10 protein-coding genes are annotated in these 12,455 nt (G+C 62.2%); all 10 read left to right on the top strand.

The window, feature by feature from the left end:
* The first annotated feature begins 48 nt into the window (after window positions 1-48).
* The 10 genes from asd to ABVT36_RS08430 all read left to right on the top strand — a co-directional run bounded on the left by asd (window position 49) and on the right by ABVT36_RS08430 (window position 12,345).
* Window positions 49-1,164, top strand: a complete 1,116-nt coding sequence (gene asd / locus ABVT36_RS08475) for an aspartate-semialdehyde dehydrogenase (protein WP_368456167.1) — start codon at window positions 49-51, stop codon at window positions 1,162-1,164.
* A gap of 222 nt (window positions 1,165-1,386) precedes the next feature.
* Window positions 1,387-2,382, top strand: a complete 996-nt coding sequence (locus ABVT36_RS08470; RefSeq protein ID WP_368456165.1) for an Asd/ArgC dimerization domain-containing protein — start codon at window positions 1,387-1,389, stop codon at window positions 2,380-2,382.
* Between the two features lie 195 nt (window positions 2,383-2,577).
* Entirely contained in the window at window positions 2,578-5,430 is a 2,853-nt protein-coding gene (locus tag ABVT36_RS08465) for a FimV/HubP family polar landmark protein (RefSeq protein WP_368456163.1), read from the top strand.
* 105 nt (window positions 5,431-5,535) lie between these two features.
* Window positions 5,536-6,417: a tRNA pseudouridine(38-40) synthase TruA gene (truA, locus tag ABVT36_RS08460; protein WP_368456162.1), complete on the top strand. Its 882-nt coding sequence runs from the start codon at window positions 5,536-5,538 to the stop codon at window positions 6,415-6,417.
* A 147-nt stretch (window positions 6,418-6,564) separates the two neighbouring features.
* Window positions 6,565-7,179, top strand: coding sequence for a phosphoribosylanthranilate isomerase (locus tag ABVT36_RS08455; RefSeq protein WP_368456161.1), 615 nt, complete (start codon window positions 6,565-6,567; stop codon window positions 7,177-7,179).
* Window positions 7,180-7,273: 94 nt separating this feature from the next.
* Complete coding sequence (gene trpB / locus ABVT36_RS08450; protein ID WP_368456160.1) at window positions 7,274-8,473, top strand: tryptophan synthase subunit beta; 1,200 nt, start codon at window positions 7,274-7,276, stop codon at window positions 8,471-8,473.
* A 23-nt stretch (window positions 8,474-8,496) separates the two neighbouring features.
* Entirely contained in the window at window positions 8,497-9,300 is an 804-nt protein-coding gene (trpA, locus tag ABVT36_RS08445) for a tryptophan synthase subunit alpha (protein WP_368456222.1), read from the top strand.
* Between the two features lie 153 nt (window positions 9,301-9,453).
* Window positions 9,454-10,308, top strand: a complete 855-nt coding sequence (gene accD, locus ABVT36_RS08440) for an acetyl-CoA carboxylase, carboxyltransferase subunit beta (RefSeq protein ID WP_367149430.1) — start codon at window positions 9,454-9,456, stop codon at window positions 10,306-10,308.
* 155 nt (window positions 10,309-10,463) lie between these two features.
* Window positions 10,464-11,720, top strand: coding sequence for a bifunctional tetrahydrofolate synthase/dihydrofolate synthase (gene folC / locus ABVT36_RS08435; protein WP_368456159.1), 1,257 nt, complete (start codon window positions 10,464-10,466; stop codon window positions 11,718-11,720).
* On the top strand, window positions 11,704-12,345 hold the full coding sequence (locus ABVT36_RS08430; protein ID WP_368456158.1) for an SPOR domain-containing protein: 642 nt from the start codon (window positions 11,704-11,706) through the stop codon (window positions 12,343-12,345). The genes folC and ABVT36_RS08430 overlap by 17 nt, the downstream gene beginning before the upstream one ends.
* Window positions 12,346-12,455: the final 110 nt, after the last annotated feature.

The following is a 12,455-nucleotide window of genomic DNA, read 5'->3' as shown; positions in this document are numbered from 1 at the left end:
CAAAATTTAGTAATTCAGGCCGCCCGCGGCACTTAACAGGTTGTTGAAATGAACAAAATTGGGTTTATCGGCTGGCGCGGCATGGTGGGCTCCGTGTTGATGGGGCGCATGCGGGAGGAAAATGATTTCGCCCATATCGCGGAGCCGTTGTTCTTCTCCACCTCCAATGCCGGCGGTGAAGCGCCCGACGTGGGGCGTGAATCGGCGCCCCTGGGGGACGCCTACGATATCGACCTTCTGGCGCAGCAGGATGCCATCGTCAGCTGCCAGGGCGGCGACTACACCCAGCGGGTGTTTCCACAGCTGCGCGCCAGGGGCTGGGACGGTTTCTGGATCGACGCCGCCTCCACCCTGCGCATGCAGGATGATGCCATTATCGTGCTGGACCCGGTCAATCGCGCGGTGATCGACCGGGGTATAGACGCCGGGATCAAAAACTTTATCGGTGGCAACTGCACCGTAAGCCTGATGTTGATGGGCCTCGGCGGCCTCTTCAAGGCGGGGCTGGTGGAATGGGTAAGCGCCATGACTTACCAGGCCGCCAGTGGGGCCGGGGCCAGAAACATGCGCGAGCTGATCACCCAGATGGGTGCGATTCGCGATGGCGTCGCCACCGAACTGGCCGATCCCGCCAGCGCGATACTGGATATGGACCGCAAGGTGGCCGCCGCCATGCGGGCACCCAGCTTCCCCATCGCCGAGTTCGGGGCGCCGCTGGCAGGCAGCCTGCTGCCCTGGATTGATCGCCACATGGAGGGCGGTCAGAGCCGCGAGGAGTGGAAGGCGCAGGTGGAGGCCAACAAGATCCTCGACACGGGCGAAACAGTGCCGGTGGATGGTACCTGTGTGCGCATTGGGGCCATGCGCTGCCACAGCCAGGGGTTTACCATCAAGCTCAAGCGGAATCTGCCACTGGCGGACCTGACACAGCTGATCGCCGGTGCCAATGATTGGGTGAAAGTGGTGCCCAATGAGCGCGAAGCCACACTGGCGCAACTTAGTCCAACTGCGGTGACCGGTGGGCTCGAAGTCCCTGTGGGGCGCCTGCGCAAGTTGAATATGGGGGCCGAATACCTGAATGCCTTCAGCGTCGGCGATCAGTTATTGTGGGGCGCTGCGGAACCCTTGCGCCGCGCGCTGCTGATTCTGCTGGGTAGACTTTAAGCAGCCCTGTCAGATTACTAAAAACCCATTCCCAATAACCCGGCAATCCGATGGGTGACCCCTTATCGATCGAAGTACCGCCCCCTGCCCGGCGGCGGCATATCCCTGTACCCGACTGACCCGGGAACTTATTAAATAGTTGCTGCGGTGGGTCGCGGCGGCTATACAGGCAGGTATAATCGGCCGGTTTTTTTACAGCTGCAATTGGATAAGTGATCGGGTATGTCGGAATCAGAGCGCGAACTGGTGGTTGTGGGAGTCAACAACGCCGTCATTTCACCCCTGTTGGAGCTATTGGAAGAGCGCAAGACGGTCAAGCCGGGACAGTTGTGCCTATTGGAGGCGGAGGACTGTGAAGCGGATCCCCAGGTATTTGCCAATCGCTCCATCGCGGCCCAGTCACTGGAGGCGTTCGCTTTTGCGCCAGGACAGATAGTTGTGCTGCTAAAGAGCGGCCCGGAGGCCCAGGCGGCCATGGCCGCGGCGGAACAGGCCGGGGCCTGGATACTGGATGCGGCGGGCAATGCCCGCGGTGACGAGACGGCCTTGCTGGTGCACCCGCTGGTAAATACCGCGGACATTGCCGTCGCCGAGCGCCGCCTGCTGGTGTTGCCGGTGGCGGGTGCGGCCATGGTGGTGGAGGCATTGCTGCCTTTGCGCAGTCTGCTGAAATCGGCGGAAGTAACGCTCAACCAGCCGGTGTCAGCGCTGGGTAAAGCGGCGGTGGATGCCATGGCGGCGCAGACTGCACAGATGTTCAATGCGCAGGATGTGGAAGTGGACCCGGAAATTGGCCAGCGACTGGCGTTTAATATCCTGAGTTCCAGTGAGCCGCCGCTACCCAGTGGCCACAACCTAACGGAGCTGTCACTGGTGCACGATCTGCAGCGCCTGCTGGGGGACGAGATTGCGGTCGACGCCACAGTTAACACAGCCTCGGTGTTTCACGGCCAACTAGCCAATGTGCGTGTCCTACTGCAAACCCCGACAGACCTGGAACAGTTGCGCAGACTGCTGGGTAATGGCGCGCGGTTGGAAATGGTCGAGCGGCCGTCGGCGGCGGAGGCGGTAGGCCGTGATACGACCCTGATTGGACGTTTGCGGACGAGCCTGTTGAACCCCGGTCAGTTTGATTTTTGTACGGCTTCGGACAATTTGCGCAAAGATTTGGCTATGAATTGTGTGCAGATTGTGCACTTGTTGCTAAAAAACCATTGATAATTAATACTTAGCGGCCATAGTGAAGGTGTGTTATTAACTTTCAGTACCGCTTGGGGAGGCGATTGGTACGCCAGTGGAGCGGTATTGAATTTGCGGCAAAGCCCCCATTGGACGTTTACTGTACAGTCAAGGGGTTTTCTAAGGCGCACTTTGCGAAAACCCGGATGGTTCTAACAATAAAGGGAATCGGATATGCGTGTGCGAAAGCTGGCACTTGCTGTAGGTCTGGTCAGCGCGCTGGTTGGCAATGGCGCTCTGGCGCTGGGTCTCGGTGAGATCAAGCTGAACTCGACACTCAACCAGCCACTGGAGGCGGAAATCAATCTACTCCAGACCCGTGGACTTTCGGATGGTGAGATCAAGGTGCGTCTCGCCAGCCCGGAGGACTTTGAGCGGGCCGGGGTCGACAGATCTTATTTGCTGACGGAACTGGATTTCGATGTGGACTTTTCCTCCGCGCAGCCGAAAATCCGTATTTCCAGCCATGAACCCATCCGCGAGCCCTTCCTGAATTTCCTGGTGGAAACCCGCTGGCCCAGTGGCCGTCTGCTGCGGGAATATACCCTGTTGATGGATTTGCCGGCTTTTGCCGAAAAGGCGGCACCGGATCCTGTGCGCGCCGCTCCGCGCGAGCGCCAGCAGGTACGCCGCGAACCGGCGCGGCCCTCGGTGCAGACATCCCCCGCCCCTCAGACGGCGGAACCGGTAGTGGAAAGTGTTCCCGCTCCGGAGCCCGCGGCGGAACCGCGGGCTGAAGAACAGCCACCGGCGGACGAGCCGCTGGAGCTGTCGCCCGGTGGGCAGGCCGGCAGCAGCCAGGTATACGGTCCGGTGGTGGCCAACCAGACTTTGTGGCAGATAGCGCTGGACAGCCGCCCGGACCGGCGCCTGTCGGTGCAGCAGACCATGCTGGCGATTCAGCGCCTGAATCCGGAAGCATTTATCGACAACAATATCAATTTGCTCAAGCGCGGCGTGGTGCTGCGCCTGCCCAGTGCCGATGACATTCGCAACCTGACGCGCACCCAGGCCATCGCCCAGGTGGCGGTGCAGAATGATTCCTGGCGCGGCCGTGGCGTCGGTGGCGAAGTCGCGACCGGTGCCCCGCTCGACGGGCGTGCGGTGGTGGGGGAAACCGCTTCCAGCGATACGCTGGAGGGGCGCGTGAGCCTGGCCGCACCGGGAGACAATGAATCGGTGCTGTCCGGTTCCGGTAGCGGTGCCGAAGACAGCGAGGCGCTGTCCGGAGAGTTGGCAGTCGCGGAAGAGGAACTCGACAAGCAGCGGCTGGAAAATGCGGAGCTGCAGGAGCGGATTTCCGAGCTGGACGAGCAGATCGACACCATGGAGCGGATGGTTGAAGTTTCCAATGAGGAAATGCAGGCCATTCAGACCGCGGCAGAGCAGAGTAATGCCGTTGAGGAGGAGTCCCCGGGCGCAGATACCGGGGAAGTGCCTGTGCAGGAGGCGGACGAGGCCGAGATGCCGACCGCAACGGAGGAAGTGCCTGCGATAGAGGAGCCGGTTGAAAATATCGACCGCAACCGTGTTGTCAGCGTGCAGACGAAACCCGAGCCGACGCTGCTGGATTGGGCCGCGCAACATATGCGCCTGATCGGAATCGGAGCGGCCATTCTGCTGGCGGGCCTGTTCGGTTTCTTCAGCTGGCGCCGTCGCCGTGAAGAAGAGAAAGCCATGCGCGAGATCGAAGCGGAGATGGCCGCCGAGCGGGCGCTGGCGGATGCACCTTCAGCGGATGATCGGGATGAAAACCTGGCGGCAGTGGAATCCTTCGAAGCCGCCAGTGACCTGGAAATGGATGACCTGGGGGGTATCGGTACCGACGATCCTATCGCCGAGGCGGAGATCCATTTGTCCCTGGGACAGTATCGGGAAGCGGAAAACAAGCTCCTGGCTGGCCTCGAGCAGTCTCCCCAGAATATAGACGCGCGGCTGATGTTGTTGGAAGTCTATGCCAATGCGCAGGATCTGGATAAATTCGACAGCCACTATCGCGAGCTGCTGGCGGTGAGCGATGGTCCGGCCGCAGACAGGGCCGCGCACCTGCGCGAAGGCATCGCCGGGGCGCCACCGTTCGAAGCGCCGGCAATGGATTTGTCCAGCGAGTCCCTGGAGGCCGCCCAGCTCGATGATATCAGTGCCTCCCTGGGTGAGGATGTGGCCCCGGTGGAAGCAGATGAGGGGTCATCCCTGCTGGATGATCTGATGGCGGATATTCCCGATGAGAGTCGGCCGGCACAGGATCCCGCCGGCGAGGAAGAGTTCTCTCTCGACCTGGGACTCGAATCCGACGTCGGTGGCAGTATTGACGATACCGATGAGCAGCAGCTTGCCTCCGCGGAGGAGTTCAATCTGGACGACCTGATTCCCGGGGGACTGGATCTGGAAGGGAATGAGGGGCTGGAGTCAGAGCCCGCCGGCGGCGCGACGGAGATATTGCACCAGGGGGATGCGGACAGTGGTTTGGACTTTGACCTGGACCTGTCGCCCATAGAGGGGGGGGAAGCAATTGAGTCCGGCAGTGGGGAGATGCCGACTCTGGACCTGGATGGGGATTTCACCCCCGATACCGCAGTGGACCCGGCACCACAGGAAGCGGATGAGACAACGGAAGAGTTGGAGACTTTTGGCGTGGAGTTGGACGGGGAACTGGATCTCGATCTGGACTCCATCAACCTCGACGACATAGCCGCAGACCTGCCCCAGGACGGCGATCTGGCCGTGGCACCCGAGACCCGCGCGGAAGCGGCCCAGCCGGTGCAGGACAGTTCGGCACAGGAGGCGCCCGCAGAGGACCTGGGCGCGGATCTGGGCGACTTGGGTTTCGATCTCGAGGGAGACCTGGACTCGGAGCTTAACCTGCTGGATGGCGGTGACGAGGTGGGTACCAAACTGGAGCTGGCACAGGCCTACCTGGATATGGGTGATAAAGACGGAGCCAGGGATATACTTGCTGAAGTGGTGGAAGAGGCTTCGGGAGATCAGCAGACACAGGCCCGGGAGATGCTGGAGCGTTTGGCGTAATCGCCCGCTTCGGCACCCAGAGAGACCTCGCCTAAACGGCGGGGTTTTTTATTTTCAGGCACCGTCGACAGACGTTGCCGCGCACAGCGGGGAGCCGCGCAGGAAATGGCCAGCCAGTACCATTACAAACCCAACGGTGAAGTGCCGCCGGGCGAGCAACTGCCGCCGGGGGTGCGGCGCTATGCTTTGGGCGTGGAGTACTGCGGTGCCCGTCTACATGGGTTCCAGAAGCAGCGGTCCGCGTCGCGCACCGTACAGGCATTTCTGGAAAAGGCCCTGTCCTCCATAGCAGCAATGCCCACAGCCGTGGTGTGCGCCGGGCGCACCGATGCGGGCGTGCATGCCACCAACCAGGTGGTGCATTTTGACACCAGCGCGCAGCGCCCGCTACGGGCCTGGGTGCAGGGTGTGAACACCCTGCTGCCGGACGAGGTGCGGGTAGGCTGGGCGACGGAAGTGGCCCCGCAGTTCCATGCGCGTTTTTCCGCCACCGCCCGCAGTTATCGCTACCTGATACACAGTGCGCCGGTGCGCTCGGCGCTCAGTTCAGCCGAGGTGACCTGGACCCGGCACCCGCTGGACCTGGGAGCCATGCGTAGGGGTGCCGCGCACCTGCTGGGATGCCATGATTTCACGAGTTTTCGCGCCAGCCAGTGCCAGGCCAGGAATCCGGTGCGGGAAATCACCCGGCTCGATATTGCCCAACTGGGTCCGCTGATTGTGCTGGAAGTCAGAGCCAACGCTTTTTTGCACCATATGGTGCGCAACATCACCGGGGCGCTGATGTCGGTGGGGCGGCGAGAGCGGGCACCGGAGTGGATAGCCGAGGTGTTGGCTGCCCGGGACCGCACCAGGGCGGATGTTACCGCACCCCCCTTTGGTCTCTATCTGGTGGAGGTCGAATACCCGGAGGAATTCCCCTTGCCCCGGCGGGCACCCGGGCCCCTGCTGGTACCCTTGCCCCTGGGAGAACTGTCGCTAGACTGACCCGGATTTACGCAGCTGACCCCTTTCCGGTTGTTTTGTACAAGCTGCCAGAGGGCGGGGCTCCCGGGCCGCTGGATTCCGCCACCTGTGCGGATCTGGTAGTATCGCCAGCTACTTTTTTTAAGCGCCATTCGGCGACCAGTGTCCATGCAAGTAAAAATCTGTGGCATCACCCGGCCAGAGGACGCCATTATGGCTGTGACACTGGGTGCGGATGCTCTGGGAATGGTGTTCTATCCGCACAGTCCGCGCTGTGTCTCTATAGACAGGGCCGCCGAGATTGCGGCAGCGGTGCCGCCCTTTGTCACCCTGGTGGGACTGTTTGTCGACGCGGATGCGGCGCAGGTAAGAGAGGTCCTGGATCGGGTGCCCTTGAATCTGTTGCAGTTTCACGGCGCTGAGTCCGCAGACTATTGCCAGCAGTTCGGGCGTCCCTATATCAAGGCGCTGCGTATGAAGGAGGACCTGGACGTCGCCGGCACCATGGCGCGGTATCCCCAGGCGCGGGGTCTTCTGCTGGATGCCTTCAGGCCGGGAGTGCCCGGAGGTACCGGTGAGACCTTCGACTGGCAGAGGGTACCCCGGGACAGCGGCCGGCAGATTATTCTGGCCGGCGGCCTGAGTCCGGAAAATGTGGCGCAAGCGATTGCGATAGCGCGACCACAGGCAGTGGATGTGAGTGGCGGCGTGGAGGCCTCGCCGGGGTGCAAAGACGAGCGCAAGGTTGCCGAATTTATACGTGCCGCCAGGTGCCGGGTTTGAAACCCCGGCGCACAGTTACAATTGAAGTGCCCCTAATCGGCAGGGAGAAGGGTGATAGCGTGAAGGACATAGAGCATTGAACGATCGAAATACGATGAATTATTCAGCCTTTCCGGATGCCGAAGGCCATTTTGGCCCCTATGGCGGCCGCTTCGTATCGGAAACACTGGTGGATGCCCTGGACCAGCTCCAGGCGATGTATTTCAGTCTCAGGGACGACCCGGAGTTCCGCGCCGCCTTCGATCGCGACCTGGCCCATTATGTCGGCCGCCCCTCTCCCCTGTATCTGGCGGAGCGGCTCACCGCCGAAGCGGGCGGTGCGCGCATCTGGCTGAAGCGGGAGGATCTCAACCACACGGGTGCGCACAAGGTTAACAACACAGTGGGGCAGGCGCTGCTGGCCAAGCACAGTGGCAAGCGCCGGGTGATCGCGGAGACCGGCGCCGGCCAGCACGGAGTGGCGACGGCAACGGTGGCGGCACGGCTGGGGTTGGAGTGCGTCGTCTATATGGGTGCCGAGGACGTCAGGCGCCAGTCGCCAAACGTGTACCGGATGAAGCTTCTGGGAGCTGAGGTGGTTCCGGTGCAGTCCGGTTCCAAAACCCTCAAGGATGCCATGAACGAGGCCATGCGCGATTGGGTGACCAATGTCGATGACACCTTTTACATTATCGGCACCGTGGCTGGCCCCCATCCCTACCCACAGCTGGTGCGGGATTTCAATTCAGTCATAGGCCGCGAGGCGCGCCGCCAAAGCCTCGAGCAGTTTGGCCGTCTGCCGGATGCGCTGGTGGCCTGCGTCGGTGGCGGGTCCAACGCCATAGGTCTCTTTCACCCCTTTCTCGACGATGCCGCGGTAAAAATGTTCGGCGTCGAGGCGGGTGGAGAGGGCCTTGCCAGCGGTCGCCACGCGGCCCCGCTCAACGATGGTGTGCCCGGAATACTGCACGGCAACCGCACCTATCTGATGGAGGACGAGGACGGTCAGATTATCGAGACCCATTCGGTGTCGGCTGGCCTGGACTATCCCGGTGTGGGTCCGGAACACGCCTGGTTGAAGGATATCGGCCGTGTCGATTATGTGGTGGCGGACGATGCGGAAGCGCTCAGCGCCTTTCGTCTGCTGACGCGGAAAGAGGGTATTCTGCCGGCGCTGGAGTCGAGTCATGCTGTGGCCTATGGCCTCAGGCTGGCCGCCGGCCTTTCGCCGGAGCAGAATATCGTGATCAACCTCTCCGGTCGTGGGGACAAGGATATTTTTACCGTTGCCGCCATTGATGGCATCGAAGTCTAGGAGTGATGCCGGTGAGTGAGGAAATGCAAAACCGTATTGACCGACGCTTTGCCGCCCTGCGCGCCCAGGGACGCAAGGCGCTGGTCACCTATATCGTTGCCGGAGACGGCGGTGTGGACCATACAGTGCCCCTGATGCACCAGCTGGTGGCCAGTGGCAGTGACCTGATTGAGCTGGGGGTGCCTTTTTCCGACCCCATGGCCGAGGGCCCGGTCATTCAGAGGGGCCACGAGCGGGCGCTGGCCCAGGGCACTTCGCTGCGCAGATGCCTGCAAATGGTGCGGGAGTTTCGCCAGGGAGACAGCGATACACCGGTGATATTGATGGGCTACGCCAACCCCATCGAGAAAATGGGGGCGCAGAGCTTTGCCGAGACGGCGCAGGCCGCTGGTGTGGATGGCGCCTTGACGGTGGATCTGCCGGCGGAGGAGGCGGGGCCGCTCAACGAACTGCTGAAAGAGCGCGGCCTGCGCAATATCTTTTTACTGACGCCCACCACCAGCGAAGAGCGTATGCGCACTATCTGCGGGCTGGCCAGTGGTTTTGTCTACTATGTTTCCCTTAAGGGTGTCACCGGCGCCGGCAATCTGGACCCGGTCTCCGTTGGTGAGAAGCTGCACCAGATCCGCCGCTTTACCGATTTGCCACTGTGTGTGGGCTTTGGAATCAAGGGTGGGGCCTCCGCACGCCTGGTGAGCGAACACGGCGATGGCGCCGTGGTGGGCAGTGTGCTGGTAGCGGCGGTGGGTGAATCCGCGACCGCAGACGCAGCGCGTCAGGCCGTGGCGGAACTCGTCAGCGAAATACGCGCAGGGCTCGACCATTGAGCGTCCATCGCTGGGCGCACCTGGCCAGAAAGCCTAAATTGGCGGCCGAACCCGCCGGGTTTCCGGCGAACACTAGTGTTTTAATGCTCAACCTCAACGCCAAAGGTCAGTAGTCGCCACTGGCCCTGCCAAGCATCGGGATTTGCAAACAATATGAGCTGGTTAGAAAAAATTGTTCCCGCGGTCATTCGCACTGAGCGTCGCGCCGGTGCCAGCAAAGTGCCGGAAGGGGTCTGGAAGAAGTGCGTCAAGTGCGATGCGATGCTGTACCGCCCGGAATTGGAGCGCAACCTGGATGTGTGCCCCAAGTGCGATCACCATATGCGAATTGGTGCCCGCCGCCGGCTGGATATCTTTCTGGACCCGGAGGGGCGGGAGGAACTGGCCACCGACGTCCTGCCGGTGGACCGGCTGAAATTCAAGGATGTGAAGAAATACAAGGACCGCCTGACTCAGGCGCAGAAAGCCACTGGCGAAAAGGACGCGCTGGTAGCCATGCGCGGTACTCTGGAAGGCAGACCACTGGTGGCGGTGGCGTTCGAATTTGCGTTTCACGGCGGTTCCATGGGCTATGTGGTGGGCGAGCGCTTTACCCGCGCGGCGCAGCTGGCGCTGGAGGAGAGAATGCCCCTGGTCTGTTTTTCCGCTACCGGAGGCGCGCGGATGCAGGAGGCACTGATCTCCCTGATGCAGATGGCCAAGACGTCCGCGGTGCTGGAGAAAATGAAAACCGCCGGTGTGCCCTATATCTCGGTGATGACCGATCCGGTCTACGGTGGTGTTTCTGCGTCGCTGGCATTGCTGGGTGATATCAATGCTGCCGAACCGGGCGCGCGGGCTGGATTTGCCGGCCCCAATATCATCGAGCAGACGATTCGCCAGAAACTGCCCAAAGGCTTCCAGCGCAGTGAATTTCTGCTGGAGCACGGCGCTATCGATATGATCATCCCGCGCGGCGAAATGCGCGCAACTGTGGCGCGCCTGCTGGGCAAACTGTTTCGGGATTGAAATCCCGTCCCTGGGCGGCGCCAGGGCGATACCGGGCTTTGGTGCCCGGGGCTTTTCACTCGCCGTCGATTCGCGCAATAACCATTGCAATAGCCACCGACACCATCAACAATCGCGGTGGTTTTCCCCTTTTATGTCGACTTCTGGAGTAAGCCATGAGTGAGCTGCAGACCTGGCTCGAACGGCTGGAACAGTTGCACCCGGTAGAGATAGAACTTGGACTGTCGCGGGTCGCGGAGGTGGCGCGCCGGCTGGGGGTGCAGAAGCCCGCACCAAGGGTTATCACTGTGGGCGGTACCAACGGCAAGGGCTCCTGTGTCGCCGTTATGGAAGCGCTGCTGTGTGCCGGCGGGCACCGGGTGGCTGCCTATACGTCACCCCATTTACTGCGCTTCAACGAGCGGGTGCGCATAGACGGGCGGGAGGTGGACGATGTCGCCCTGGTGCAGGCGTTCGAAGCGGTGGAGCGGGTGCGGGGTGAAATCAGCCTGACCTATTTTGAGTTCTCCACCCTCGCTGCCCTGTGGCTGTTCCAGCGCGCCGGGGTCGAGTATGCCCTGTTGGAGGTGGGACTGGGCGGGCGTCTGGATGCGGTGAACCTGGTGGATGCAGACCTGGCCATTATCACCAGTGTGGCGGTGGATCACGAAGCCTGGCTGGGTAGCGACCGCGAAGCCATAGGCCGGGAGAAGGCGGGTATACTGCGGCCGGCGAGTCCGTTTGTCTGCGCCGATCCGGAGCCACCCCTGTCGGTGGTGTCCTCGGCCTCCAGCCAGGGGGCGCGCAGCTACTTCATCAATCGAGATTTCGCCCTCAGCGACGGCAGCTACCGGTTTGGTGACCTGCGCGTCGAGATCCCCCCGATCAGCTTGCCGCCCAACAGTATCGCCGCCGCTATAACCGGTGTGGCGCTGCTGGACGGCCTTCCCGCGTGCAGTCTGGAGTCGGTACTGCGGGGAATCTGGCTGCCCGGGCGCTGCCAGCAGCTCCACTGGCGCGGGCACTCGCTGCTATTGGATGTGGGACACAATCCGGCCGCCGCGCAATATCTGGCCGGCTGGCTGGCAGCGAATCCTGTGGAGGGGACAAATCATGCACTGCTGGCGGCGATGGCCGACAAGGACCTGCCTGGGCTGGTCGCGCCACTGGCACCGCTGGTGGACAGGTGGCAGCTGGCGCTGCTGCCGGAGAACGACCGCGCCGCCGGCTGTACTGAACTGAGAACCGCGCTGGAAGGGGTGGGTATAACCGCGCAGGCTATTGAGCCGCGCTGCGAGCCGGTGGCGGAGGGGTTTGAACTGGCTCTGAGCGCCCTCGGCGAGCGGGACAGGTTGCTTGTCTTCGGTTCTTTCTTTACCGTGGCCGGGGTTCTGCAATATTTACGGGATAGGAGTGATGGCGAGTCGGGGTAGTGACCCGGTGTCCACCGGGAGATTGAGCGATGGCTTTAAGCAGCGCCTGGTCGGTGCCCTGGTGCTGGTGGCACTGGGGGTGATCTTTCTTCCCAGCCTGTTCGACCGCGAAGGCGCCCGCTATGTCGACGCCACCAGCCAGATACCGCCAGCTCCGGAGATTCAACCGATCGCCATTGCCGACCCGGTGCCCGTGGCCGATGCTGTGCCGACACCGGAACCGGAGCAGGTCTTTCAGCCGGGCCCCGCGGTGGACAGCCCCGACGGCGAGTCCAGCCGCGGGGAGCAAGAGAGTACCCTTGCGGGGGACGGGCAGCGGCAAACCGCTGGGGATGAGTCCGCTGCGGAAAAAGAAACCCCCTCCTTACTGGATGCCGATGGCCTGCCACAGGCCTGGGTGGTGCAGGTGGCCTCCTACCGCGACCAGGGCCGCGCAGAGCAGTTGCGCGGCCGCCTGATGGATGAGGGCTACAAAGCCTATACCCGACCGGTGACGACCGCCCGAGGGCGCTTTGTACGGGTGTTCGTGGGCCCCAAACTAAACCGGGCGGATGCCCAGTTGGTCAAGCAGGAACTGGATCAGCTGTTGGATATCCAGACTCTGGTACTGCGCTTCAGGTCCTGACGCCGGTTGCCCGCCTGGTGCCCCGGCTAGAAATCTGTGCCTAAGCCCAATTGTGCTTGAGCCTATGCTGGGCCACTGGCCCGCCGGTCAACGGCCGGGCCAATGTCCCG

Source organism: Microbulbifer sp. TYP-18 (assembly GCF_040932045.1).
GTDB lineage: Bacteria > Pseudomonadota > Gammaproteobacteria > Pseudomonadales > Cellvibrionaceae > Microbulbifer.
Note: the sequence above shows the minus strand (reverse complement) of the source record. Positions and strands in the feature narration are given on the sequence as shown.

Excerpts from the sequence above, each read along its gene's own strand:
- ABVT36_RS08430 (WP_368456158.1), top strand. The coding sequence starts at position 11,704 with ATGGCGAGTCGGGGTAGTGACCCGGTGTCCACCGGGAGATTGAGCGAT.
- folC (WP_368456159.1), top strand. The coding sequence starts at position 10,464 with ATGAGTGAGCTGCAGACCTGGCTCGAACGGCTGGAACAGTTGCACCCG.
- trpB (WP_368456160.1), top strand. The coding sequence starts at position 7,274 with ATGAATTATTCAGCCTTTCCGGATGCCGAAGGCCATTTTGGCCCCTAT.
- accD (WP_367149430.1), top strand. The coding sequence starts at position 9,454 with ATGAGCTGGTTAGAAAAAATTGTTCCCGCGGTCATTCGCACTGAGCGT.
- trpA (WP_368456222.1), top strand. The coding sequence starts at position 8,497 with ATGCAAAACCGTATTGACCGACGCTTTGCCGCCCTGCGCGCCCAGGGA.
- truA (WP_368456162.1), top strand. The coding sequence starts at position 5,536 with ATGGCCAGCCAGTACCATTACAAACCCAACGGTGAAGTGCCGCCGGGC.
- ABVT36_RS08455 (WP_368456161.1), top strand. The coding sequence starts at position 6,565 with ATGCAAGTAAAAATCTGTGGCATCACCCGGCCAGAGGACGCCATTATG.
- asd (WP_368456167.1), top strand. The coding sequence starts at position 49 with ATGAACAAAATTGGGTTTATCGGCTGGCGCGGCATGGTGGGCTCCGTG.
- ABVT36_RS08465 (WP_368456163.1), top strand. The coding sequence starts at position 2,578 with ATGCGTGTGCGAAAGCTGGCACTTGCTGTAGGTCTGGTCAGCGCGCTG.
- ABVT36_RS08470 (WP_368456165.1), top strand. The coding sequence starts at position 1,387 with ATGTCGGAATCAGAGCGCGAACTGGTGGTTGTGGGAGTCAACAACGCC.